A 24,051-nucleotide genomic window follows, 5' to 3' on the forward strand; every position below is an offset into this window, starting at 1 on the left:
GGCGTCAGTAGCGGGCGCCGACGCGGCGCCAGCGGCGTCCGCTGGTGCCTGGCTCGGCGGGGTGGGCGGGGACCCGGCTGCGGTAGAGGACGAAGGGCCGCCACAGGTACCACAGCGGGACGCTCCAGGCGTGCACCAGCCGGGTGAAGGGCCACACGGCGAGGATGGCCCAGGCGGCGGTGGCGTGGACCTGGTAGATCAGCGGTGCGTGGGAGATGGCGTCGACGTCCGGGTCGCCGACGAACAGTCCGCGGAACCACAGCGCCACGCTCCGGCGGTAGTCGTAGCCGGCGCCGAAGAGGTTGACGCCCATGGTCGGGATGATGCCGAGCACGATGACGATCGCCAGCAGGACGAGGGCCACCCAGTCGACGGGGCTCGTGGTGGCCCGCACCCGGGGCACAGCGGTGCGGCGGAAGGCGAGGATCACCACACCGGAGGCGACGGCCAGCGCGGCGACGGTGCCGCCGATGGAGGAGAACCAGCGGTAGGTGCCCTCCGGGATGCCGAGCCACCGGGTGAACGACTCGGGGACCAGGATGCCCATGACGTGTCCGGCGATGGCGGCGAACGTGCCGTAGTGGAAGAGCGGCCCGCCCCATTTCAGCAGGCGGCGCTCCTGGAGCTGGGTCGAGCGGCTGGTCCAGCCGAACTGGTCGTAGCGCCAGCGCCAGACGTGGCCGACGACGAAGGTGACAAGGGCGAGGTAGGGCAGGATCACCCACCACCACAGGTCCCAGGAACTCACCGGCCCTCCTCAGCTCTCGGGAATGCTTCCTGTGCCGGATACGCGGACGGTGCCGGGCGTTCGGGCGGAGCGAACGGTTCCAGCCCGGTCTGCTCCGGTGGGCCGAAGGGCTCCAGCCCGACCTGTTCGCCCGGCGGTCCCTCGGCGGCCAGCCGCCGCCACGCGTCGCGCTCCCCCCGGCCCGGTTCCGGCAGCCGGCCGCTGAGCGTGTCGAGGACGCCGGCGTACGGGCTGGAGTGTTCGCGCAGTGCCTGCCGCAGGAGTTCCAGTCCGGCCCGGCACTGGAGCAGGACGCGATGGCCGGGCCCGGGGGCGAGGGCGGCGAACTCCAGGACCAGCGGCAGGAAGTCGGGCAGTTCGCTCTCGGGCGGCTCGTGGCCGGCCTGTCGGTAGGTGTGCTTGAGGGTGAGCAGCGCCATGCCGCGGGCGCGGGTGTCGCCGTGCCGGTAGTAGGTCAGGTGCATGCTGCGGCGGCGCGTGTGGTCGAAGGTGTCCACGTACCGCTGCGCGGCTTCGGTGGGGGACAGGCCCGACAGGTGGTGGCACACGGCGGCGAGCCGGGTGCGGTCGACCGGGTCGACGACGGCGGGGAGCGCGGCGGTCACGTCGCCGAGGCAGGCGAGCACCGCCTCGTCCGGGTAGCGCAGGAGGACCGAGGCGATGCGGTGCACCAGTGGCGTGTCGGCCCGCGCGCGCCGGCGGCGGATCACCGGTCGTTCCCGTCGTCGAAGAGGCCGGGGGCGGGGCCGGAACCGTTCCAGCCGAGGAGGTTGAAGCGCACCTTGCCGTCGCTGTCGCGGAACCGACTGCCGCCGCCCGAGGGGGCCGGCCCCGGCGGGGGCGGCGGGGCGACGCCACCGGGGTGGTCGAGGGAGCAGTGCTGGGCCATCAGCGCGCCGGAGCCCTCGGCATGCACCCGGGGGACGACGTAGCGGTCGTCGTACTTGGCGATGGCCAGCAGCCGGTACAGGTCCTCGATGTCCTCGGCGCTCGCGCCGACCTGGCGGAGCAGGTCCTGGTCGGGCGGGTCGCCGAGTTGCAGCGCGCGCATGTGGGCGCGCATCGCGGTCAGTTTGCGCAGCACGCCCTCCACCACGGTGGTCTCACCGGCGGTGAAGAGGTTGGCCAGGTACTCCATGGGGATGCGCAGGGCGTCGATGGCCGCGAAGACGCGGTCGGGGTCGTCGTCGTGGTGGCCGGTGGCGTGCACCGCGTCCGTGACCGGGGACAGCGGTGGGACGTACCAGACCATGGGCAGGGTGCGGTACTCCGGATGCAACGGCAGCGCCACCCGGTGCTTCCTGACCAGCGCGTACACCGGGGAGCGCCGGGCGGCCTCGATCCAGTCGCGGGCGATGCCGTCGCGCTCCGCCGCCGCCCGTACCCCGGGGTCCTCGGGGTCGAGGAAGACCGACAACTGCGCCTCGTACAGGTCCTTCTCGTCCTTCACCGAGGCGGCGCCCCGGACGGCGTCGGCGTCGTAGAGCATCACGCCCAGGTGGCGCAGCCGGCCCACACAGGTCTCGGAGCAGATGGTGGGCTGCCCGGCCTCGATGCGCGGGTAGCAGAAGGTGCACTTCTCGGCCTTCCCGGTGCGGTGGTTGAAGTACACCTTCTTGTACGGGCAGCCCGACACGCAGAACCGCCAGCCGCGGCAGCGGTCCTGGTCGACCAGGACGATGCCGTCCTCCTGCCGTTTGTACATGGCGCCCGAGGGACAGGAGGCGACGCAGGAGGGGTTGAGGCAGTGCTCGCAGATGCGCGGCAGGTAGAACATGAACGCGTGCTCGAACTCCATCCGCACCTGTTCCGACAGACCTTTCAGGTTCGGATCGGCGGTGGCGTACTCGGCGGCCCCGGCGAGGTCGTCGTCCCAGTTCGGGCCGTGCACCGGCCGCATGTCCCGGCCGGTGAGCCAGGACTTGGGGCGGGCGGTGGGGAAGCTGTCGGACAGCGGCGCGGTGGTCAGGCTCTGGTAGTCGTACGTCCACGGCTCGTAGAAGTCGTCGAGCGAGGGGAGGTCCGGGTTGTAGAAGAGGCTGAGCAGCCTGCGCACCCGGCCGCCGGCCTTCAGCGTCAGTCCGCCCCGCCGGTTCAGGGTCCAGCCGCCCTTCCACCTCTCCTGGTCCTCGTAGCGGCGCGGGTATCCCGCGCCCGGCTTGGTCTCGACGTTGTTGAACCAGACGTACTCGGCTCCGGGCCGGTTGGTCCAGGTCTGTTTGCAGGTGACGGAGCAGGTATGGCATCCGATGCACTTGTCGAGGTTCATCACCATCGCGACCTGCGCCATCACACGCATCAGAACTCCACCTCCTGTGCCCGCCGCCGGATGACGGTGATCTCGTCGCGCTGGTTGCCGGTGGGGCCGATGTAGTTGAAGCCGTAGGAGAACTGGGCGTAGCCGCCGATGAGATGGGTGGGCTTGATCAGCAGGCGGGTGAGGGAGTTGTCGCCGCCGCCGTGCAGGCCGGAGGTCTCCGTCTTCGGCACGTTCAGGTGCCGGTCCATCGTGTGGTACATGTACACGGTTCCCTCGGGCATGCGGTGGGTGACCACCGCGCGGCAGGCGACCACGCCGTTGCGGTTGTACGCCTCGATCCAGTCGTTGTCCGCCACCCCGATCCGCTCCGCGTCCTTCGGGCTCATCCAGATGACCGGGCCGCCGCGGAAGAGGGTGAGCATGTGCAGGTTCTCCTGGTACTCGGAGTGGATCGACCACTTCGAGTGCGGGGTCAGGTAGCGCACCACGAGTTCCGGGCGGCCGTCCGGTGAGCGGGTCGGGTCGCCGAAATGGGCGACCATGTTCAACGGCGGCCGGTACACCGGGAGTTGCTCGCCGAACTCGGCCATCCAGTCGTGGTCGAGGAAGAAGTGCTGGCGGCCGGTGAGGGTGTGCCAGGGCTTGAGGCGTTCGACGTTGACGGTGAACGGGGAGTAGCGGCGGCCGCCGGACTCGGTGCCGGACCACTCCGCCGAGGTGATCACCGCGCGGGGCTGGGTGCGGGTGTCCTCGAAGGTGATGCGGTCGCCGGAGCGCTCCCCGGCGAGATCGGCCAGCTCCACGCCGGTGCACTTCTCCAGCGCGCGCAGCGACTGGACGGCCAGGCGGCCGTTGGTGGTGCCGGACAGGGCCAGGATCGCCTCGCAGAACTGGTCGTCGCGGGCGATCGAGGGACGTCCGTCGGCGATGCCGCCGCGCACGGTGCCGTTGCGACGGCGCAGGTGGTCGATCTCCTGCTCGGGCTTCCAGGTCACGCCCTTGGTGGTGGTGCCCAGGCTGTCCAGCAGCGGGCCGACGGCGGCCATCTTCTCGGCCACCGCCGCGTAGTCGCGCTCCACCACGATCAGTTTCGGCATCGTCCGACCCGGTACCGGCTCGCACTCCCCGGCCTTCCAGTCCCGTACCCGCCCGTGTGGCTGCGCCATCTCGTCCGCCGTGTCGTGGGCGAGCGGGGCGGCGATCACGTCCCGGCGCACACCCAGATGGACGGCGGCGAGCTTGGCGAACTCGGCGGCGAGGGTGTGGAAGACGTCGAAGTCGGTGCGGCTCTCCCACGGAGGCGCGATCGCCGGGCTGAAGGCGTGCACGAACGGGTGCATGTCGGTGGAGGACAGGTCGTACTTCTCGTACCAGGTGGCGGCCGGCAGCACCACGTCGGAGAACAGGCAGGTGCTAGTCATGCGGAAGTCGACCGCCACCGACAGGTCGAGCTTGCCGACCGGGGCCTGTTCGCGCCAGGTGACGTCCCTCGGCCGCAGCTCGGGCGGGGTCTCCGCGGCGGTGACGGCGTCGTCGGTGCCGAGCAGGTGCCGCAGCAGGTACTCATGGCCCTTCATCGACGACGCGAACAGGTTCGCCCGCCAGATGAGCAGGACGCGGGGGAAATTGGCCGGGTCGTCCGGGTCCTCGGCGGCGAACCGCAATCTGCCGGCCTTCAGCTCCTCGACGACGTACTCCGGTACGTCCTTGCCGGCCCGCTCCGCCTCGTCGCACACGTCCAGCGGGTTGCGGTCGAACGCCGGATGGGAGGGCATCCAGCCCAGCCGGGCGGCCAGCGCGTTGCAGTCCGGCAGCGTGCGGCCCGCGAGCGTACCCCGTCCGAGCGGGCCGGCCAGGGCGTCGGCGGAGAACGCCTCGTAGCGCCACTGGTCGGTGGCCAGCCAGAACAGCGGCGTGCCCACCATGTGCCGGGTGGGCCGCTGCCAGTCCAGGCCGAAGGCGAGATGGAACCATCCGGTCAGCGGCCGTACCTTCTCCTGGCCGACGTAGTGAGCCCAGCCGCCGCCGTTCACGCCCTGGCTGCCCGTCAGCATCACCAGAGACAGGAAGGCGCGGTAGATCTGGTCGGAATGGAACCAGTGGTTGGTGCCCGCCCCCATCGCGATCATCGAACGGCCCCCCGTGCGCTCCGCGTTGCGGGCGAACTCCCGGGCCACCCGGGCCGCCACCTTGGCCGGCACCGAGGTGATCGCCTCCTGCCAGGCCGGCGTGCACGGGCTGTCCCTGTCGTCGTAACCGCCCGGCCACCGGCCGGGCAGACCCTCGCGGGCCACCCCGTACTGGGCGAGCACCAGGTCGAAGACGGTGGTCACCAGGTGCCCGCCGACCCGCACCGCCGGTACGCCGCGCCGCAGCACCCCGCCGGACTCGCCGGGCCCCGTGTCGAACCGCGGCAGGTCGACGGCCACCGCCTCCCCGTCCGGACACCCGTGCAGGGTCAGCAGGGGGTCGGCCCCGTCCAGCCGCAGGTTCCACCGGCCCTGGCCCGACTCCGACCAGCGAAAGCCCAGTGATCCGTTCGGCACCACCGGTTCGCCGGTGCGCCCGTCCAGCAGCACCGTCTTGAACTCGGCGGCCTCCGCGGCAGGGTCGGGCAGGTCGGCGGCGGTGAGGAACTTGTCCGGCACGTACCCGCCGCCGTCCCGCTCGCGCAGCCGCACCAGGAACGGCAGGTCGGTGTAGGTCTTGGCGTACTCGGTGAAGTACGGCACCTGCCGGTCGCGGTAGAACTCGGTGAGGATGACGTGCCCCATGGCCAGCGCCAGGGCGCCGTCCGTGCCGGGGGCCGCCGCGAGCCAGTCGTCGGCGAACTTGGTGTGGTCGCCGTAGTCCGGCGAGACCACCACGACCTTCTGCCCCTTGTAGCGGGCCTCGGTCATGAAGTGCGCGTCCGGGGTGCGGGTGATGGGCAGGTTGGTGCCCCACACGATCAGGTAGCCGGCGTTCCACCAGTCGCCGGACTCCGGAACGTCCGTCTGGTCGCCGAACACCTGCGGTGAGGCCATCGGCAGGTCGGCGTACCAGTCGTAGAACGAGGAGATCGTTCCGCCGATCATGGAGAGGTACCGGGTCCCGGCCGCGTAGGACGCCATGGACATCGCCGGAATCGGGGAGAACCCCACGATCCGGTCCGGACCGTACCGTTTCACGGTGTGCACCTGCGCCGCCGCCAGCAACTCCGTGACCTCGCGCCAGTCGCAGCGTACGAACCCGCCCTTGCCGCGGGCCCGCTTGTAGGCGGCGCACCGCCCGGGGTCCGAGGTCAGCCACTCCCACGCCTCGACCGGGTCCGCGTGCCGTGCCTTCGCCTGCCGCCACAACCGAAGCAGCGGGCCGCGCACGTAGGGGTGGCGGATGCGGGTGGGGGAGTAGGTGTACCAGGAGAACGACGCGCCGCGCGGGCAGCCCCGCGGCTCGTACTCCGGGGAGTCCGGGCCGACCGAAGGGTAGTCGGTCGCCTGGGTCTCCCATGTGATCAGGCCGTCCTTGACGAACACCCGCCACGAGCACGACCCCGTGCAGTTCACCCCGTGCGTGGAGCGCACCTCCCGGTCGTGGCGCCACCGTTCCCGGTAGAACTCCTCCGCCGCCCGGCCGCCCTCGCGGTACAGCATCCGCCGGTCGGGTGACTGGGTGCCGGGGAAGAAGTACTGCGCCGTGCGCATCAGCCGCTCGGCCGCGGCATCCGCCCGGTCGGTACTCACGCGATTCGCCTCCTCGGATGCTGCGGTCGCCTGCTCGTGCCCTGCCTGCTCCGGTGCCTCGCGCGGCCGGCTGTGGGGAGGCGTGACCACCATGCTCTGCCGACGGCCGGAGCGGACGGGGCCGACACTCCGCCAGCCCACACACGGGGTAGGCCGGAAGCCTGAAGCGCGGACCGCGGCGCCTTCCGTGCGGCCGGGCGCCGGGGACCGCTCCTCCTCGCCCTGGGGGCGCGGCGACACGTGCGCGCCGCGTGCCACCGCGGTACGGGACAAGCCTGTGGAGCATCGTCCTTCCCATCGGCGTGTACGGGGTGGCGTCCCGGGAGCCGGGCGAGGCGGAGGCCGGGGCGGGACGCGGGTGTGCCGACGTCGGGTGCCGTGCACGCGGCCGTGACCGATGACCGTCCGCAGTCCCCGCCGCACCCACTGCTCGGCGCGTCCTGCGCTGCTGGAGCGAGAGGCCGACGCCCTCGCCCGGCCGCACGCGGGACGCGCCGGCGCACTCTCCGCGACCACGCCGGCCGTGGCGGCCTTCAGGGTCGTGAGCAGGCGGCGCGTTCGCCGCGGCCTGCCTCCGACCAGGTGTGCGCGTAGTGTGACAAGGCGGGGCGACATGATGACGGCGTTCGACCGCGCCGGGAGGAAGCACCATGGCGCACGATCCGTGGCAGGAGCGGGGACGTGGACAGGCCGGGGACGGCCCGATCACGCGACCGCCGCAGCGTGCCCTGGACCGGCACCGGCTGCGGCACCTGCTGGACGCGGTCGGGGCGGTCAGCACCGACATGGACACGCGCACCGTGCTGCGTCGCATCGTGGAGGCGGCCACCGACCTCGTCGCCGCGCGTTACGGGGCACTGGGCGTGCTCGACGAGAGCGGCACGGTCGTCGATCTGATCACCGTGGGCATCGATGATCCACAGATGTGCGCCGCCATGGGCCTGCCGCAGGGCCACGGCCTGTTGCACACCGTGGTGGACGACCAGGAGCCGCTGCGGGTGGCGGATGTGGCCGCGCACCCTCGTTCGGCCGGTTTCCCGCCCGGGCATCCGGTCATGCGGACTCTGCTGGGCGTTCCGCTCACGATGCGCGGCACGGTCCACGGTGACCTCTACGTCGCGGACAAGAGGGACGGTACGCCTTTCGACGACGACGACGAGGGCCTGCTGACGGCGTTGGCCAGCGCCGCGGGCATCAGTCTGGAGAACGCCCGTCTGTACGAGCACCTCAAACGCGTCGCCGAGCACTTCCAGCGCCGCATGCTGCCCGTTCTTCCCGACCTGGCGCCGCTTCAGGCCGCCGCCCGTTACGAGCCCGCCTCCGAGCTGCCCAGGCTGGGCGGGGACTGGTACGACGCCATGGTCCTGCCGGACGGCGCCACATGTGTCGTGGTGGGGGACGTGACCGGCCACGACGTGGAGGCCGCCCCGCTGATGGGGCAGATCCGCAACATGCTGCGGGCACTCGCCTTCGACCGGGGCGAGCCGCCCGGTCTGGTCGTGTCCCGACTGGACCGCGCCCTGATGATGTCCGACGACCCGCCGACGGCCACCCTGGTGTTCGGTCGCATCGAGCGCGGCCGTGGAGAGGGCGGGCAGTACACGTTCGGCTGGAGCAACGCGGGGCATCTGCCGCCGCTGGTGGTCGGCGCGGACGGCGGCACGACCTACCTGGCACCCGCCCGTCACGGCATCCCGGTGGGCATCGAGGCATCCGTCCCCCGGTACAGCCACGAGCACCCCCTTCCGCCCGGGAGCACCCTGCTGCTGTTCACCGACGGGCTGGTCGAGCGCCGCGACCAGGACATCGACGCGGGGCTGGACGACCTGGCCGAACAGGCCGCCCGCCTGGCCACCGCCCCGCCGGACGAGCTGTGCGACGCTCTGATCAGCCGGAGTCGGCAGGTGTTCGACGACGACGTCGCTCTGCTCGCCCTGCGTATCCCCTCGGACGACCCGGCACGGTGAGAAGCAGGCTTCCTGGACCGGCTCGCCGCCCACCCCGACGACGTCGAGCCGCGTTCCCCGCCGTCCCGCTCGCCCGAACCCGACCCCGACCAACGGGTGGTCTGCGGACGGGGGTCAAGCCCGCGCGCGGGCGGGTACCTCCCGGGCGAGGGCGATCGCGACGGCAGCGAGAAGGCTCCCGGTGGTCCAGCGTTGCCACGTGAGCCATGCCGGGCGGCTCTTGAACAGGCCGGCGATGGATCCGGCCGCGAGCACGATCAGCGCGTTCACGGTGAGGCCCACCGCGATCTGCACAGCGCCGAGCTCGAACCCCTGGGCCGTGGTGTGGCCGCGTGCGGGGTCGATGAACTGAGGGATGAGCGCGAGGTACAGGATGGCGACCTTCGGGTTGAGCAGGTTGGTGATCAGCCCCATCCGCAGCAGCCTCCAGTGCGAGTCGCGCCGGAGGCTGCGTGGCTCGAACAACCCGCGGCCGCCGCGCCTGAGCGCCTGCCAGGCCAGGAACGCGAGGTAGGCCGCGCCGACGGCTTTGAAACCGATGTACAGCCACGGGACGGCGACGAAGACCACCGCCAGGCCCACGTTGGCCAAGGTCATGTACACAAGGAAGCCCACCGCGGTCCCGACCAGCGAGACAAGCCCGGCCCCGCGGCCCTGGCTGACGCTCCGGGACACCAGGTACACCATGTTCGGGCCCGGCGTCAGTGCCAGTCCCAGTTCGACCAGGGCCATTCCGCCGGCTGCCGCCGATGAGATCATCACACACGCCACCCTGTCAGACGCGGCGCGACAGGTGCCACCCCGGCATCGAAGGCGGTCATCACCGCCCAGGCGTCCCCGGTCCCCCCTGTCCGCAGCCGATCACCCGCCGCGTGTCCCCGGTGTCGGCTGCTCCGCCCAGATGACCTTGCCGTCCCTGGTGTAGCGCGTGCCCCAGCGCTCGGCGAACTGGGCCACGAGGAAGAGGCCCCGTCCGCCCTCGTCCGTGCTGGCCGCGTAACGCAGGTGCGGCGAGGTGCTGCTGTGGTCGGAGACCTCGCAGAAGAGCGCGTTGTTGCGGATCAACCGCGTCTTGATGGGCCCGGTGGCGTGGCGTATGGCGTTGGTGATCAGTTCGCTGCAGATCAGCTCCGTGGTGGGCACGAGGTCGTCCAGCTCCCACTCCACGAGCTGGGCGGAAACGGCGGCGCGCACGCGGCGGACGGCGGCGGGGTCGCGCTCCACGTCCCACTCGGCGACGTGCGCGGGCCCCAGCACCCGGGTCCGGGCGACGAGCAGCGCGATGTCGTCGCTCTGGAACTCCGGGAGCAGGGCGTCGAGCACGGCGTCGCAGGTTTCCTCCGGCGACCGGCCCGCGTGCGTCAGCGTCTCGCGGAGCAGCCGGAGCCCGGTGTCGACGTCCTGGCCGCGGCGCTCGACGAGGCCGTCGGTGAACAGGACGAGCCTGCTGCCCTCGGGCAAACGCAATTCGGCGCACTCGAAGGGCAGTCCGCCGATGCCGAGGGGAAGGCAGGACGGTACGTCCAGGAATTCCACCGTCCCGTCGGGGTGTACGAGCGCGGGCGCGAGGTGACCGGCGCTGGCGACGGCACAGTCGCCGGACACGGAGTCGTAGACCGCGTACAGGCAGGTCGCGCCGGTGACGGTGGTCTTGTCGCCGGCCGCGATCGCGTCCTGGTCGATAAGGGCGACCAACTCGTCGAGGTGGCTGAGGAGTTCGTCGGGCGGCAGGTCCAGGGGGGTGGAGAAGTTGTGTACGGCGGTGCGTAGCTGCCCCATGGTGGCCGCGGCATGCAGTCCGTGCCCGACGATGTCGCCCATGACCAGCGCCACCCTGGCGCCTGGCAGCGGGATGACGTCGAACCAGTCGCCGCCCACCGCCTCTGCGGGCAGGTAACGGGAAGCGACCTCGACGGCGCTCTGTTCGGGCAGCGCCCGGGGCAGCAGTCTCCGCTGCAGCGCCACGGCCAGGCCGTGCTCACGGGTATAGCGGCGTGCGTTGTCGAGTGACACGGCGGCTCGGGTGGCCAGTTCCGCCGCGAGGGAGAGATCGTCCTGGTCGAAGGGCTCGGGCTTTTGGGAGCGCCAGAAATGGACGACGCCCAGCAGCACGCCGCGGGCGGACAGCGGCGCCGTGATGAGCGAATGGATTCCGTAGTCGATGATACGGGAGCCCCGCCTGCGGTCCATCTCCTGCCAGCGCGTGGCATCACGCAGACGAGGCACCAGGACCGCCTGCCCGCTCTCGATGCTGCGGGTCTGTGGCGAGGCCGGTCCGAAAGTGATCAGGTCACCGACGGCGAAGAAGGGAGCGTCGTCGCGGATGCCGCTGACGGCCGCGCGCCGCATCCGCTTGCCGCCGTCGCTCGTGCCGTTCATCCCCAGTTCCCCGTCGTGCAGCACGGACTCGGCCAGATCGACGGCGACGTAGTCGGCGAAGCGCGGCACCGCGACCTGCGTCAGCTCTTCGGCTGTACGGGTCACGTCGAGGGTGGTGCCGATGCCGCCGGTCGCGTCGTAGAGCAACTTCAGCCGCCACCGGACCAACTCGACCCTCTGCGACGCCTCGCCGATCATCTCCATCACTTCTTCGGTGCCGAGCTCCTCCTCCCCGGCCACCGCGGCGACCGCGAGCCGCGCGGACGCGGCGCCCACCGAACCGGCGAGCTGGGCTTCCACGTGATGGACCAGCTCCGGCGGCGCTTCGGCCGCCGGTGAGCCGGGTCTCTCTCCGGGGTAGGAGCGCAGCGCCCGCTGGGCGCCCTCCCACCCGAGGAAGCGCTCCAGCAGGGTCTGTAGTTCGCCGACCGTGACACGGACCCGCCAGTGCCGCTCCCTGACGGGTTCTCCGAGGATTTCGGTGAACTGCTCCGCCTGCGCCCGCTCGGCGGCGTCCGGCCGGTCCGCGAGGGAGACCGCGACGTACCCGCCGAAGTTCAGCAGCGCGCTCCAGAACATCGCATGGCTGATCGGGTCCATTCCCGCCAGGCCGAACAACTGCCGCGGCCGGAGCAGCCCGATGCCGAGTGGGCCGTCCCGCAGGAAGGAAGCAGACAGCACCCCCGCATCGGCGAGGCTCGGCAGCACCAGGGTGTAGGCCCATACGGCGAACCCCGCCACCAGCCCGACCAGCACGCCCCGGCGGGTACCACCCGGCCAGAACAGGCCGCCCAGGACGGCGGGCGCGAACTGTGCCACAGCCGCGAACGACACCAGGCCGATCGACACCAGTGCCGTCTCCTCGCCGGCGAACCGGAAGTACGCGTACCCGAGCAGCAGGATCAGCACGATGGTCGCCCGGCGAATGCCCAGCACCAGTCCGGCGAGCTTGTCCCGGTGCGCCAGCCTCGACCTGCTGCGCAGCAGCAGCGGCATCACGAGTGAGTTCGACACCATGGTGCTCAGCGCGGTCGTCTCGACGATGACCATGCTGGTGGCCGCGCTGAGACCTCCGATGAAGACGAGCAGTGTGAGCGCCTGCTGGCCTTCGGCCATCGGCAGGGTCAGCACATAGGTGTCGGCGTCGACGGCCTTTCCGAACCGCAGAAGCCCGCCGGCCGCGATCGGGAGCACGAAGACGCTGATCACGAGCAGGTACAGCGGGAACAGCCACATCGCCCGTTTGAGGTGCCTCTCGTCGACGTTCTCGACGACGCTGATCTGCCACTGCCGGGGCAGCAGCACGATCGCCAGCATGGACAGCACGATGAGCCACACCCACATGCCGTAACCGGTGTGCTCCCGCAGCGTGAACATCGTGGTGAGGTCGGCGTCCGCGGCCCGCGAGAACAGATCGTGGAGCCCCCCGAACATCCAGAAGACCACGAAGATCCCGACCGAGAGGAACGCCACCAGCTTGACCACGGACTCCAGCGCGATAGCGGCGACCATGCCCTCGTGGCGTTCGGTGGCATCCAGATGACGGGTGCCGAAGACGATGGTGAACGCGGCGAGCACCAGCGCTGCGTACAACCCGGTGTCCTGGAACAGGGGAATACGGCTCAGTTGCGGGGTGGAGGCGATCTCGGGGTGCCGCCGAACGATCGCGAAGGTGAGGGAGACCGCCTTGAGCTGCAGCGAGATGTAGGGGACAACCCCCACCACGGCGATGATCGTCACCAGGCAGCCCAGCGCGGTGCTCTTGCCGTACCTGGCGGAGACGAAGTCGGCCAGCGAGGTGACCCGGTGCCGGCGGCTGATCCGGATGATTCTGCGCAGCACCAGCCAGCTCAGCGCGAGCATGAGCGTCGGCCCCAGGTAGACCGTCAGGAAGCCGACTCCCGACGTGGCGGCCCAGCCCACGCTGCCGTAGTACGTCCACGAGGTGGCGTACACGCCGAACGACAGCGCGTAGACCGTGGCGTTGTTGATGACGCTCCGACCGGAATCCGCCCGCCGGTCACCGTAGAAGGCCACCGCGAAAAGCAGGCCGAGGTACCCGGCCGAAACGACGACGATGAACCAGGTCTGGAGCACGGCCTACCTCGATCTGCCGCCGATCACGGCGACCAGACCGATCACGATCGCCCAGACGAGAAACAGGTAAGTCGCGAGAACGGGGACGCCGAAGACCTGGCCCATGCGATCGAACCGCGCCAGGAACGGCGGAACGATCAGTATGAAGCCCAACGCCGCGACGGCCGCCAGGCGCAGACTGAGCTGCTCGTCGTTTCGCGACTCCGCCATGAACCGCCTCCACGTCCTCAAAGTCGTGCTGTGCGGCGCACGCCCGAATTTGTGCCAGGTCACGCTGAGGTGTCGATCGGCGCCGTAGCGACGCGCACTCTGCTCAGTTCAACACGGCGCCGAGACGTCTGCTACCTCGCCGAGCCGCCACACCCGCTGCGTGCTGCGCGTGAAGGACGGTCATCCCTCCGGCGTCGACGGGACGCGCTTGCGAGCACGGGTTCGAGACCGGAAGCCCGCTGGAAGACCCCCGAGAACGTGGCCCCGATCACGGACTGCGGGTGCCGGCAGGGGGACGCGTCTCACTCTGCCGTCCAGCGACGGAGTTTCTCGGGGTTGCGTACCACCCAGATCTGCTTGATCCGGTCGCCCGTGACCTCGAACGCGAGCACCGTCACGGTGACGCCGTCCTGCTGGGCCACCAGGCCGGGCTGACCGTTGACCGTGCGTTCCAGGAATGTCATGTCGGCGGGCCTGCGGCGGGCGAGTTCGGCCCAGGCGTGCGCGATCCGCTCGCCGCCCTCGATGGGGTGCAGGAAGGCGGTGACGACGCCGCCACCGTCGGCGATCGCCGTGGCGTCGGGGTCGAGCAGGCCGATCAGGGCGTCGATGTCCCCGGCCTCCCACGCCTGCTTGAAGTCCCTGACGAGGCCGGCGCGCCGGGCCGCCGGAGTCGCGGCGGGCCGCGCGGCCCGGATGCGGCGGCGGGCCGAGGAGGCCAGCTGGCGGCAGGCCGCCGGGGTACGGCCGACGATCTCGGCCACCTCGGCGAAGGAGTGGCAGAAGACGTCATGCAGGACGAACGCGACGCGCTCGGCCGGGGTCATCGATTCGAGCAGGACCAGGAACGCCAGGTTGACCGACTCGTCCAGGGTGACCCGGTCGGCCGGATCGACCGTGGTGCCGCCCTGCCGCCCGCTGATCCACTCCGTACGCTCGGGCAGCGGCTCGGGAATCCATTCACCCACGTAGGTCTCCCGCCGGGCCCGTGCCGAGCCGAGCAGGTTGAGGCAGATGCGGCCGGTGACCGTCGTCAGCCAGGCGCCGGGGGACTCGATGGCGTCCCGCTGCTGCCGGGACATGGCGTACCAACGGGTGTACGTCTCCTGGACGGCATCCTCGGCCTCGGCCAGGGAGCCCAGAAGCCGGTAGGAGAGATTGATCAGCTGACGCCGTTCGCTCATGATCGCGTCCAGGCCCGGATCGGGCCGGTCCTGTCCTGGCTCGGATCGGGTGGTCATCGTGCCGGCAGCTCCCTCGGTCGCGTCTGTCCTCACCGGTCCGACAAGACAGCGCACCGGAATGTGAGGCCGGTGCGTCGCCTCACATTCCGGGGGGCTGAGTTGTCGAACTGCTGAGACGGACCCATCATCCAGCGAACAGGGAGCTCAGAGACATCATGACCACCCCACTGCCGGCCACACCGTTCGCCGACCCGGCGCCCGCCCAGTCCCTGGAGCGGGCCGCCACCGCGCTGACCGCACACGGTTTCACCGTGGAGATCCTCGACGACGCCGCCGCCGCGCGTGCGCGCGTCAGGGATCTGATACCGGAAGGCGCCGGCGTGTTCACCGGGGCCAGCGAGACCCTCCGCCTGTCAGGCATCGCCGAGGACATCAACGACAGCGGGCGATACGACGCCATCAAACCGCGCGCCCTGGCCATGGACCGCGCCACCCAGATGGACGAGATCCGGCGGCTGACCGCCGGCCCCGACGTCATCGTGGGCAGCGTCCACGCCGTCACCGAAACCGGCTCCCTCGTGATCGCCTCGGGCAGCGGAAACCAGTTGCCCGGCAGTGCCGGCGGCGCCGCCCGCGCGATCTGGATCGTCGGGGCGCAGAAGGTCGTACCCGACCTGCCCACCGCGCTGCGCCGCGTCGAAGACCACTGCCTCCCCCTGGAAAGCGCCCGCACCCAGGCAGTCCACGGGTGGCCCAGCGCCATCAACCGTCTCCTCATCCTCAACGCGGAATTCGCCCCGGGACGCGGCACCGTCCTGCTGCTCCGCGAAGCCATCGGCTTCTGAACCACCAGGAGTCGTCCGGCCGAGGCTGATCCGGAGCGGCAGCGGGGTGAGCCACCAGGGCCACTGCTTCTGGGGACGCCGCTTCAGACCTCCCCCTCCACCTGAACTCGTCGGGTCCGGATACGGACGGGTCAGCGCACCCTTCCGCGCGGTTTCAACGGCACCGGCGGCAGTTCGGGTGCCGGCAGCGGAGCTCCGTCGTAGCCCTTCACCTCGCCGAACCGGGCCCCCTTCATCCACTCCTCGCGCGCCTCCTCGATCTCGGACTGGGTACGGGCCACGAAGTTCCACCACATGATGAGCTCCTCGGCGAAGGGCTCGCCGCCGAGGAGCATGACGCCGGCGTCGGACTCGGCGCGCAGGGGGAGTTCGGAGCGGCCGCAGCCGAGGTAGAGCATCGAGCCGGGCAGGACGGGGACGCCGTCCACGTGGACCTCGCCGGACATCGCGAGGACGCCGTACTCGAAGTCGGGTTGCAGGGGCAGCCGGACGTCCGCGCCCCGGGTGAGGGCGAGGTCGGCGCCGAGGAGCGGGGTGTAGGCGGTGCCGGGGGAGACGGAGCCGTCGAGGTCGCCGAGGATCACCGTGGCGGTCAGGCCGGGCGCGGTGACCGTGGGCAGGTCGGCGTGGAACTCGAACGTGGGGTCCGTGTGCCGGTGGGCGTCGGGCAGCGCCACCCACAACTGCGCGCCGTGCAGGAAACGGGCGTGCGGGCGGGGGCTCTCCTCGGAGTGGCTGATCGCGCGCCCCGCGGTCATCAGACCCAGTTGGCGGGGCCGGATCGTCTGCAGGCTGCCCGTGGAGTCGCGGTGCAGCACCTCGCCCTCGTGCAGCCAGCTGACCGTCTGCAGCCCGATGTGGGGATGCGGCGGGACCTGCATGCCGGGCTCGTCGGCGATGTCGTCCGGGCCGTAGTGGTCGACGAAGGCCCACGCGCCGATCATGCGGCGGCCGAGGTTCGGCAGCAGCCGTCGCACCTCGGTCGACTCCCCCAGCTTGACCTGGTGGGGGCTCAGCAGTTCGCGGACGGGTTCGGCGACGACGAAGCCACGGCCACCGCAGACGGAGGGCACGGGCGCGCGGTCAAGGTTGCTCATACGGCCCAACCTAGCGGTGCGGAGGCCGGACCGGTGAGCGCGAACGGGTGCGATTCGGTCGCCGTCTCACCGCGGAGGAGGCGCGGGGGACGACGGGACGGCCCTGGGGAGCGGGGTGGGGGACGCGGAACTCGGGTGAGGTGAGGGAGTGCTGACCGTCGGGGCGGGGGAGCGGGCCGGTTCCGCCGGGTGCGCCCGGGTGCCGTGGACGGTGAGGAACAGCAGGGCCGCCACCGCCGCCAGGGCCAGCAGGCCCGCCAGGGTCCCGCGCGGGGACGGACGGAGGGCCCGCGGCGCGGCGGTCGGTGGGTGCCGGGGGCGCAGGTCGGCCGGACCGACGGCGTCCGCGCGGGCGGACAGGGCGGCGCGCAGCCGTTCCTCGACGGGCGAGTGGTTCACCGGGAGCCCTCCAGACGCCGGCCGAGCGCGTCCAGGGCCCGGCTTGCCGTGGACTTGACGGCCCCTCGCGACAGACCGAGCGTCGCCGCGATCTCGGCCTCGGTCAGATGCGACCAGTAGCGCAGCACCAGTACCTCCCGTTGGCGCCGGGTCAGGGTGCGCAGCGCCGCCAGCACCTCCCGGTGTTCCTCGTGGAGCAGGACGTCCTCCTCCGGCGCGGGCGCGTGCCCCTCCGGGTCGGGGGTGTGCGCCCGCGCGGTCCTGCGGCGGCGCAGCACCGAGCGGGCCGCGTTGACCACGCTGGTCCTCAGGTACGCCTCGGGGTCGTCCAGGGAGGCGAGTCGATGCCCGTGCCGGCGGAACAGCGCGGTGAACGCGTCCTGTACGACGTCCTCGGCCGTGGGCAGATCGTCCACCAGCAGCACCGCCAGGCGCACCAGGGGCAGTCGGCGGTGGTGGTACAACTCCTCGATCCCCGGCGATGGTTCAAGGGCGGTCGGCGTGCCGTCGAGCAAGGGGCGCGGTGCGGGCCCGGTGGTCGTGTCCGTGCGGGTGCGGGCGAGGAGCCCGATGAACCTCCGCCAGGACGTGGGGGGTTGCGCCGCACCGGACCGTTCCCAGGGCAGGGCCGCCGGTGGTGTGGTTGTCGTCATGGATCTCCCGGGACCGGGTGCGGGAGCCGCCGCGCGACGGCTCCCGCACCCGCCCCACCTCAGTGCTGCGGAACCGGCGCCGGAGTGGCCGGGCCGTGGGGCGGTACGGGCCGCGGCCCCGCCTGCCCGTGGTGCGGGGCGGCGGGCGCCGACGGCACGGGGGAGGGCGTCGCGGTGTGCGCCGGGGACGGCACCGGGGCCGGGGACGCCGGGTGCGCGGGAGCCGGTGCGGGAGCCGGGCTCGCCGCACCGCCCGGAACCGACGGTACGGGTGTCGGGGTCGCGGTACCGCCCGGAACCGACGGTACGGGTGTCGGGGTCGCGGTACCGCCGGGAACCGACGGTACGGGTGTCGGCGTCGCCGGAGCAGACGGCACCGGCCTCGGCGTCGCCGCGGCGTGGTGGTGGGACTGCGCCGCCTGCGCGGCCACGGTGCCGGTGACGGCAAGTGCCGCGCCCAGCGCGGAGACCCCCAGGGCGGCGCGCAGCCTGCGGGCGCGGCTCGGGCGGGGGACACGGTGTGCGGACATGGGTTCCTTCGGGGTTCGGGTCGGACGACTGGTCGAAGTGGAGGCCTCCACCCCGACAGACGCCCGGCCCCGGGCGAGGTTGCGGGTACCGGCCGGCGGATTTCCCGTACGACCCGTACCGCCTCGCCGGCGCCGGCTCAGTACACCCCGGCCCCCTCCTCCGCGGCCGCCACCGCGTCCGCGTGCCCGAACAGACCGGGCAGCCCCCCGGTATGCACGAACACCGTCTTCTCACCGGGCCGTACGGAACCGTCGCGCACCGCCGCCCGCAGCCCGGCCAGGGCCCGCCCCGTGTATGTCGGATCCAGCACGATCCCCTCGGTACGCGCGGCCAGCCGCAGGGCCTCGGTCACCGGCTCGGTCAGCGCGGCGTACCCCGTGCCCACCTGGTCCCGCCGTACCCGCAGCCTCTCCGCCGTGACCGCCTCCGAGGTGAGCGGCGCCGCGAAGGCCACCACCGCCGCGGCCGGGTCGGCCAGCGCGCCGACGTCGACGCCGAGCACGGAACCGGTGCCGAGGGCGGCGACCAGGCCCGCCATGGTGCCGCCGGAGCCGAGCGCGACCACCGCCGTCCGCAGGTCCGGCACTCGGGCGCGCAGTTCCTCGCCGCAGCGCACATAGCCCCGGGCGCCCAGCGTCCCGGACCCGCCGAACGGGATCAGCGCGGGCCGGGCCCCTCGCGCGCGCAGCCGGTCGCACACCTCGGCGGCGGCCGCGTCCAGACCCGCCCGGTCCACGTCGCCCGCCCAGGCGAGCCGGGCCCCGAACAGCCCGTCCAGCGCCAGGTTCCCGGAGCGGGAGGCACCGGCCGCGCCGCGCAGCACGAGGACGACGTCCAGGCCCAGCCGGGCGCCCGCGGCGGCGGTCAGCCGGGCGTGGTTGCTCTGCGCGGCGCCCGTGGTCACCAGCGTGTCCGCGCCCTCGGCGAGCGCCGCGCCCACCGTCCACTCCAGCTTGCGGATCTTGTTGCCGCCACCGCCGAGACCGGTCAGGTCGTCCCGTTTGACCCACAGGTCCTCCGGGCCGAGCCCCAGTGCCGCGGCCAGCCGGGGGGCCGGTTCGAGCGGGGTGGGGAAGGTGCCGAGCGGCACGGGCGGGTGCGTCATGGACATCCTCGCGGGCGGGGGGCCGGGGCCCTCGGTACGGTGACGGCGGTACGACGGCCAGTCGATCACAGCCGGCGTCGTACGTCACACCCCGGCACCCGCCGCCGTGCGGGCCGCCGCCTGCCTCACACCGGCAACAGCCGCCCCACCAGCCCCCCGAGCTGCCGCGCCGTCCGGCACTCGTGCATCTCCACCAGCTCCGCGTACGCCGGCGCCACCGAGTCCCCGGTGCCCCACTGGCCGGCCGGCTCGGGGTTCAGCCAGTACACCCGCCGGGCCCGCCGGGCGATCTCGCGGACCGCGGGCAGGTTCGGGTCGCTCCGGTTGGTGCGGGCGTCGCCGAGGACGAACACCGTGGTGCGCGGGCCGACCGCGGCGCCGTACCGCTCGGCGAACTCGCCCAGCGCCATGCCGTAGTCGCTGCTGCCGTGCCAGCCGGTGAGCGTGGCCTCGTCGCGGATGCGGGCGCCGAGGCCCTCGGGGTCGGCGCGGCCGTGGTCGAGCAGGCCGGTCACCTCGTCCAGCCGGTTGACGAAGGCGAACACCCGGACCTTGCTGAACTGGTCGTGCAGCGCCTGCACCAGCAGCATCGTGAAGTCCGAGAAGCCCGAGACGGAGCCGGACACATCGCAGAGCAGGACGAGTTCGGGGCGGACCGGGCGGCGCCTGCGCAGTACCGGCCGCATCGGGACGCCGCCCGTGGAGAGCGAGGAACGCAGGGTCCGGCGCAGGTCGACGGTGCCGCGCGCGGCCCGGCGGCGGCGTGCGGCGAGCCTGGTGGCGAGCTTGCGCGCCAGCGGCTGAACGGCCCTGCGCAGCTCGGCGAGTTGGTCCCGGTTCGCGAACAGGAAGTCCACCCGGTCGGCGGTCGGCCGCACCCCGCGCCGCGCGATCTCGTCCCGCCCGCGCCGCTCCGCGACCCGGCGCCGCGCCTCCGCCCCGACCAGCCGCCCGAACTCCTCGATACGGCGCCGGATCTCGTCGTCCAGCAGCCGGTCCGCGAAGGCGCCGTCCCCCGCGCGGGCCCGCACATCGTCCCGTACACGGGCCAACAGGGTCTGCGGACGCAGCCGTTCGAGGGTCTGGTACGCCGACCACCCGTCCGACTGCGGTGAACTCCCGTATCCGCCGAGGCCGTCGACCGCCTGAGCCGCCAACTGGGCCAGCAGGGCTCCGTCCGCCGCCAGCGCCTCGGCGAGCCGGTCGCGCAGGGTCTCGCGGTCGGCGGGTCCGCCGCCCGGACCGCCCACCCCACGTGGGAAGTAGAGGTCGAAGACCGGGTCGAACACGGCACGTTGGGCCGCGCCGTGCAGCAGGGTCGCGGCCAGTCCCTCGCGCAGCAGCTCCCGGTCCGCGAGCCCCAGCGCCTCGGCCGCGCGGGCCGCGTCCACCGTCTCCCCGGTGCCGATCCGCACCCCGTGCGCGCGCAGCGCCCCGACCAGGCCGGTGATCCGCTCGGCGGGGTCCGTCACAGCGCGTCCAGGTCGAGCTTGGCCGCGGCCTTCTGGATGTCGTCCTGGTGCTTGAGGATCACCCCGAGGGTGTCCCGCACGACCGTCTCGTCCAGCGTGTCCGCGCCCAGGGCCAGCAGGGTGCGCGCCCAGTCGACGGTCTCGGCGACGGACGGCGCCTTGCGCAGGTCCATCGCGCGCAGCGCCCCGACCACCCGCACGACCGACTCCGTCAGCGCCTCGGGCAGCCCCGGTACCTTCAGCCGTACGATCCGCCGCTCCAGCTCCTCCTCCGGGAAGCCGATGTGCAGGAACAGGCAGCGGCGGCGCAGCGCCTCGGACAACTCCCGGCCCGCGTTGGAGGTGAGCACGACGAACGGGCGTCGGGTCGCGGTGACCGTGCCCAGCTCCGGCACGGTGACCTGGAAGTCGCTGAGCACCTCCAGGAGCAGGCCCTCCATCTCGACGTCGGCCTTGTCGGTCTCGTCGATCAGCAGCACCGTCGGCTCGTCGCCGCGGATCGCGGTCAGCAGCGGGCGCGGGAGCAGGAACTCCTCGCTGAAGATGTCGGTCCGGGTCTCGTCCCAGCTCTCGTCCCGGCCCGCGCTGATGCGCAGCAGCTGTTTGGCGTGGTTCCACTCGTACAGCGCCCGGGACTCGTCCACGCCCTCGTAGCACTGGAGCCGGACCAGGCGGGCGCCGGCCACCTGGGCGACGGCCTTGGCCAGCTCGGTCTTGCCGACCCCGGCGGGGCCCTCCACCAGCAGCGGCTTCCCGAGCCGGGCCGCGAGGAACACCGTGGTGGCGACCGCGGGCGAGGCGAGGTAGCCGGTCTCGGCGAGGCGGGCGGAGACATCGTCGACGGACGTGAACAACGGGGTCCTCCGGCGGGTCGGGGAGCAGCGTCCAGGATGCTGTCCGAGCGCTTCTGTCCAATCGCTCCTATCTAAGCGCTTGTTCAGTACTGCTGTCACGCGCGGGCCACGCGCCGGTCCTGCGGCCTCACCCCGTCCGCTCCCCCGTACGGCCCACCACCCCGCGCGGCCCCCGCGTCCCGCCCGGTCCAATGGACCCGTGACCGCGGCCCCCGACGACTGCCTCGCGCGCAACGACTGGATCTGCGGCGCCTATCTGAGCAGCCGCCGCGGGATACTGCTCGACGCGGTCGTCCAGCACCTCCAGCTGACCGCCCTCTCCGTCCTGATCGGGCTGCTCGTCGCGGTGCCGCTCGCGGTGCCGGCCCGCCGCTGGGGCTGGGCGGCGGGACCGGTGCTCGCCGTCACCACGATCCTCTACACCATCCCCTCCCTGGCGATGTTCTCCCTGCTCCTGCCCCTCTACGGACTCTCCGCCACCCTGGTCGTCGCCGGACTGGTGCTGTACTCGCTGACCCTGCTCGTCCGCAACATCCTCGCGGGCCTGCGCGCGGTCCCGGAGGAGACCCGGCAGGCCGCACGCGGCCTCGGCTACGGCCCGATCCGGCTGCTGCTCGCCGTGGAACTGCCCCTCGCCCTGCCCGCCGCGATGGCCGGGCTGCGCGTCGCGACCGTCTCCGCCGTCTCCCTGGTCACGGTCGGCGCGATCGTCGGCTACGGGGGCCTCGGGAACCTCGTCTACGCGGGCATGAACACGTACTTCAAGGCACAGGTGCTCACCGCGTCCGTGCTGTGCGTGCTGATCGCGGTCGCCGCGGATCTCCTGTTGCTGGGCGTGGAACGGCTGCTCACGCCGTGGACGAGGGTGACGCGCGCGTGAGCGGGGCCCGCGCGGGGGCGGACCGCCCATGAGCGTGCTCACCGCCACCTGGGACTGGCTCGCCGACCCCGCGCACTGGTACGGCGAGAGCGGCGTGTGGCACCGGCTGCTCCAGCACCTCGTCCTCACCGTCGTCTGCCTCGTCCTCAGCTGCCTGATCGCCCTGCCCGTCGCCCTGGTCCTCGGCCACCTCGGCCGGGGCGGCGCCCTTGCCGTGAACATCTCCAACGTCGGCCGCGCCGTACCCACCTTCGCCGTGCTGGTCCTGCTGCTCCTCACCCCTGTCGGCGACTGGGCCGAGGGCCCCACCGTCGTCGCCCTGGTGCTGTTCGCGGTGCCGCCGCTGCTCACCAACGCCTACGTCGGGGTGCGCGAGGTCGACCGGGGCGTCGTGCAGGCGGCCCGGGGCATGGGGATGACCGGCCGGCAGCTGATGTTTCACGTGGAACTGCCCCTTTCGCTCCCCTTGCTCCTGAACGGGGTGCGGATCGCCGCCGTGCAGCTCGTCGCCACCGCCACCATCGCGGCGCTCGTGGGCGGCGGCGGCCTCGGGCGGATCATCACGGCGGGCTTCAACCTCGCCAGCACGCCCCAGGTGGTCTCGGGCGCCCTGTTGGTCGCGGTGTTCGCGCTGGTCGTGGAGGGCGTCTTCGGGATCGCCGAACGGCTGGGACCGGCGTGGGCCAGGGGCGGCCGATGAGGACCGTTCCCTGCGTGCTCGCACTCCTCGCCCTCACCGCCTGTGCCACCGGCCCCTCCCTGGAGAACCGCGGTCAGGTCACCGCGCCGCCCGGGGACAGCCACCACCTCACCATCGGATCGGCCGGCTTCACCGAGAGCGATCTGCTCGCCCAGATGTACGCGCAGCTGCTGAACCGAGCCGGCTACAGAACCTCCGTCCTCACCGTCTCCAACCGTGAGCTGTACGAACCGGCCCTGGAATCCGGGCAGATCGACGTCGTGCCCGAGTTCGCGGCCACCTTCGCGGACTGGCTGAACGCCAAGACCCACGGCGCCGGGGCCGAACCGGTCGGCTCGCCCGACCTCGGGGCCACGATGAGGGCCCTGCGCGCGCTCGCCACCCCCCGCGGCCTCACCGTCCTCCCGCCGGGCCGGGCCGTCGACCAGAACGCCTTCGCGGTGACCGCCGCCTACGCCCGCCGCCACCGTCTGAGGACGCTCGGCGATCTCGGCGCGTCGGGCCTGCGGGTACGGCTCGCCGCGGGCGACGAATGCGTGCAACGGCCGTATTGCGCACCGGGACTGCGCCAGGTGTACGGCATCGACGTGACCGGCGTCGACCCCAAGGGCGTCGGCACCACCCCGGCGAAGCAGGCGGTGCGGGACGGCCGGGACCAGATGGTGCTGACGACCACCACGGACGCCACCCTCGACCAGTTCGGCCTGGTCCTGCTCGCCGACGACCGGCATCTCCAGAACGCCGACTACGTGGTCCCCGTCGTCAACCGCTCCCGCGCGGGCGGCGCCGGGGTGACCAGGGTCCTCGGCCGGATCAACGACGTCCTCACCACGCAGGACCTGGCCGATCTGAACGAACAGGTCGACAGCTGGCGCAGGCTCCCCGCCGATGTGGCCCGTGCCTACCTCAAGGACAGGGGCCTGCTGGCGTAGGCCCTCGTCCGCC

General features: G+C 72.3%; 19 protein-coding genes. 5 read left to right on the top strand and 14 right to left on the bottom strand.

The features are described from left to right. Positions 1 to 4: 4 nt before the first annotated feature. Genes narI through ACWDD7_RS16460 form a run of 4 tightly spaced genes read right to left on the bottom strand, consistent with a single transcriptional unit; the run spans position 5 to position 6,694 of the window. Positions 5 to 748 carry a respiratory nitrate reductase subunit gamma gene (gene narI / locus ACWDD7_RS16445; protein WP_450457796.1) on the bottom strand — a complete coding sequence of 248 codons (744 nt, stop codon included), beginning with the start codon at positions 746 to 748 and terminating at the stop codon, positions 5 to 7. Next, entirely contained in the window at positions 745 to 1,458 is a 714-nt protein-coding gene (gene narJ, locus ACWDD7_RS16450; protein ID WP_450457797.1) for a nitrate reductase molybdenum cofactor assembly chaperone, read from the bottom strand. The genes narI and narJ overlap by 4 nt, the downstream gene beginning before the upstream one ends. Beyond that, positions 1,455 to 3,047 carry a nitrate reductase subunit beta gene (gene narH, locus ACWDD7_RS16455; protein ID WP_450457799.1) on the bottom strand — a complete coding sequence of 531 codons (1,593 nt, stop codon included), beginning with the start codon at positions 3,045 to 3,047 and terminating at the stop codon, positions 1,455 to 1,457. Before narH ends, narJ begins: the two co-directional genes overlap by 4 nt. After that, positions 3,047 to 6,694 carry a nitrate reductase subunit alpha gene (locus tag ACWDD7_RS16460; RefSeq protein WP_450457903.1) on the bottom strand — a complete coding sequence of 1,216 codons (3,648 nt, stop codon included), beginning with the start codon at positions 6,692 to 6,694 and terminating at the stop codon, positions 3,047 to 3,049. Before ACWDD7_RS16460 ends, narH begins: the two co-directional genes overlap by 1 nt. A gap of 689 nt (positions 6,695 to 7,383) precedes the next feature. On the opposite strand from ACWDD7_RS16460, the gene ACWDD7_RS16465 reads away from it, so the two are divergent. Then, on the top strand, positions 7,384 to 8,700 hold the full coding sequence (locus tag ACWDD7_RS16465; protein WP_450457800.1) for a PP2C family protein-serine/threonine phosphatase: 1,317 nt from the start codon (positions 7,384 to 7,386) through the stop codon (positions 8,698 to 8,700). Between the two features lie 114 nt (positions 8,701 to 8,814). Here the strand turns inward: ACWDD7_RS16465 and ACWDD7_RS16470 are convergent, their stop codons facing one another. From ACWDD7_RS16470 to sigJ, 4 genes are all read right to left on the bottom strand, one after another. Next, the gene (locus ACWDD7_RS16470) at positions 8,815 to 9,459 is read right to left on the bottom strand and encodes a LysE family translocator (RefSeq protein WP_392216509.1); all 645 of its coding nucleotides are present in this window, start codon (positions 9,457 to 9,459) and stop codon (positions 8,815 to 8,817) included. A 102-nt stretch (positions 9,460 to 9,561) separates the two neighbouring features. Then, entirely contained in the window at positions 9,562 to 13,176 is a 3,615-nt protein-coding gene (locus tag ACWDD7_RS16475; RefSeq protein ID WP_450457802.1) for a SpoIIE family protein phosphatase, read from the bottom strand. A 3-nt stretch (positions 13,177 to 13,179) separates the two neighbouring features. Beyond that, complete coding sequence (locus ACWDD7_RS16480; protein ID WP_351877183.1) at positions 13,180 to 13,386, bottom strand: hypothetical protein; 207 nt, start codon at positions 13,384 to 13,386, stop codon at positions 13,180 to 13,182. A gap of 302 nt (positions 13,387 to 13,688) precedes the next feature. Then, entirely contained in the window at positions 13,689 to 14,627 is a 939-nt protein-coding gene (gene sigJ / locus ACWDD7_RS16485; RefSeq protein ID WP_351877182.1) for an RNA polymerase sigma factor SigJ, read from the bottom strand. A gap of 158 nt (positions 14,628 to 14,785) precedes the next feature. Here sigJ and ACWDD7_RS16490 point away from each other — a divergent pair, with 158 nt between their 5' ends. Continuing rightward, complete coding sequence (locus ACWDD7_RS16490; protein ID WP_351877181.1) at positions 14,786 to 15,415, top strand: LUD domain-containing protein; 630 nt, start codon at positions 14,786 to 14,788, stop codon at positions 15,413 to 15,415. A gap of 131 nt (positions 15,416 to 15,546) precedes the next feature. Here the strand turns inward: ACWDD7_RS16490 and ACWDD7_RS16495 are convergent, their stop codons facing one another. From ACWDD7_RS16495 to ACWDD7_RS16520, 6 genes are all read right to left on the bottom strand, one after another. Beyond that, positions 15,547 to 16,512, bottom strand: a complete 966-nt coding sequence (locus ACWDD7_RS16495; protein ID WP_450457803.1) for a pirin family protein — start codon at positions 16,510 to 16,512, stop codon at positions 15,547 to 15,549. 66 nt (positions 16,513 to 16,578) lie between these two features. After that, entirely contained in the window at positions 16,579 to 16,911 is a 333-nt protein-coding gene (locus tag ACWDD7_RS16500; protein WP_450457804.1) for a hypothetical protein, read from the bottom strand. Next, a complete protein-coding gene (locus tag ACWDD7_RS16505; RefSeq protein WP_450457805.1) occupies positions 16,908 to 17,564 on the bottom strand; it encodes an RNA polymerase sigma factor in 657 nt (218 codons plus the stop codon). The genes ACWDD7_RS16500 and ACWDD7_RS16505 overlap by 4 nt, the downstream gene beginning before the upstream one ends. Positions 17,565 to 18,231: 667 nt before the next feature. Further along, on the bottom strand, positions 18,232 to 19,200 hold the full coding sequence (locus tag ACWDD7_RS16510) for a D-cysteine desulfhydrase family protein (RefSeq protein WP_450457806.1): 969 nt from the start codon (positions 19,198 to 19,200) through the stop codon (positions 18,232 to 18,234). A 125-nt stretch (positions 19,201 to 19,325) separates the two neighbouring features. Then, positions 19,326 to 20,672 carry a VWA domain-containing protein gene (locus tag ACWDD7_RS16515; protein WP_450457808.1) on the bottom strand — a complete coding sequence of 449 codons (1,347 nt, stop codon included), beginning with the start codon at positions 20,670 to 20,672 and terminating at the stop codon, positions 19,326 to 19,328. Continuing rightward, complete coding sequence (locus tag ACWDD7_RS16520; protein ID WP_392213526.1) at positions 20,669 to 21,526, bottom strand: AAA family ATPase; 858 nt, start codon at positions 21,524 to 21,526, stop codon at positions 20,669 to 20,671. The genes ACWDD7_RS16515 and ACWDD7_RS16520 overlap by 4 nt, the downstream gene beginning before the upstream one ends. 199 nt (positions 21,527 to 21,725) lie before the next feature. Here ACWDD7_RS16520 and ACWDD7_RS16525 point away from each other — a divergent pair, with 199 nt between their 5' ends. Genes ACWDD7_RS16525 through ACWDD7_RS16535 form a run of 3 tightly spaced genes read left to right on the top strand, consistent with a single transcriptional unit; the run spans position 21,726 to position 24,038 of the window. Further along, the gene (locus ACWDD7_RS16525) at positions 21,726 to 22,406 is read left to right on the top strand and encodes an ABC transporter permease (protein ID WP_450457809.1); all 681 of its coding nucleotides are present in this window, start codon (positions 21,726 to 21,728) and stop codon (positions 22,404 to 22,406) included. 28 nt (positions 22,407 to 22,434) lie between these two features. Beyond that, positions 22,435 to 23,106 (top strand): ABC transporter permease, encoded by a 672-nt coding sequence (locus ACWDD7_RS16530; RefSeq protein WP_450457810.1) that lies wholly within the window; start codon positions 22,435 to 22,437, stop codon positions 23,104 to 23,106. After that, positions 23,103 to 24,038, top strand: a complete 936-nt coding sequence (locus ACWDD7_RS16535) for an ABC transporter substrate-binding protein (protein WP_450457811.1) — start codon at positions 23,103 to 23,105, stop codon at positions 24,036 to 24,038. The genes ACWDD7_RS16530 and ACWDD7_RS16535 overlap by 4 nt, the downstream gene beginning before the upstream one ends. The last annotated feature ends 13 nt before the right edge of the window (positions 24,039 to 24,051 follow it).

The organism is Streptomyces sp. NPDC001056 (assembly GCF_053598955.1).

Coding starts and splice junctions, on each gene's coding strand:
- narH (WP_450457799.1), bottom strand. CDS start 3,047: ATGCGTGTGATGGCGCAGGTCGCGATGGTGATGAACCTCGACAAGTGC.
- ACWDD7_RS16460 (WP_450457903.1), bottom strand. CDS start 6,694: ATGCGCACGGCGCAGTACTTCTTCCCCGGCACCCAGTCACCCGACCGG.
- ACWDD7_RS16465 (WP_450457800.1), top strand. CDS start 7,384: ATGGCGCACGATCCGTGGCAGGAGCGGGGACGTGGACAGGCCGGGGAC.
- ACWDD7_RS16470 (WP_392216509.1), bottom strand. CDS start 9,459: ATGATCTCATCGGCGGCAGCCGGCGGAATGGCCCTGGTCGAACTGGGA.
- ACWDD7_RS16480 (WP_351877183.1), bottom strand. CDS start 13,386: ATGGCGGAGTCGCGAAACGACGAGCAGCTCAGTCTGCGCCTGGCGGCC.
- sigJ (WP_351877182.1), bottom strand. CDS start 14,627: ATGACCACCCGATCCGAGCCAGGACAGGACCGGCCCGATCCGGGCCTG.
- ACWDD7_RS16490 (WP_351877181.1), top strand. CDS start 14,786: ATGACCACCCCACTGCCGGCCACACCGTTCGCCGACCCGGCGCCCGCC.
- ACWDD7_RS16495 (WP_450457803.1), bottom strand. CDS start 16,512: ATGAGCAACCTTGACCGCGCGCCCGTGCCCTCCGTCTGCGGTGGCCGT.
- ACWDD7_RS16505 (WP_450457805.1), bottom strand. CDS start 17,564: ATGACGACAACCACACCACCGGCGGCCCTGCCCTGGGAACGGTCCGGT.
- ACWDD7_RS16510 (WP_450457806.1), bottom strand. CDS start 19,200: ATGACGCACCCGCCCGTGCCGCTCGGCACCTTCCCCACCCCGCTCGAA.
- ACWDD7_RS16530 (WP_450457810.1), top strand. CDS start 22,435: ATGAGCGTGCTCACCGCCACCTGGGACTGGCTCGCCGACCCCGCGCAC.
- ACWDD7_RS16535 (WP_450457811.1), top strand. CDS start 23,103: ATGAGGACCGTTCCCTGCGTGCTCGCACTCCTCGCCCTCACCGCCTGT.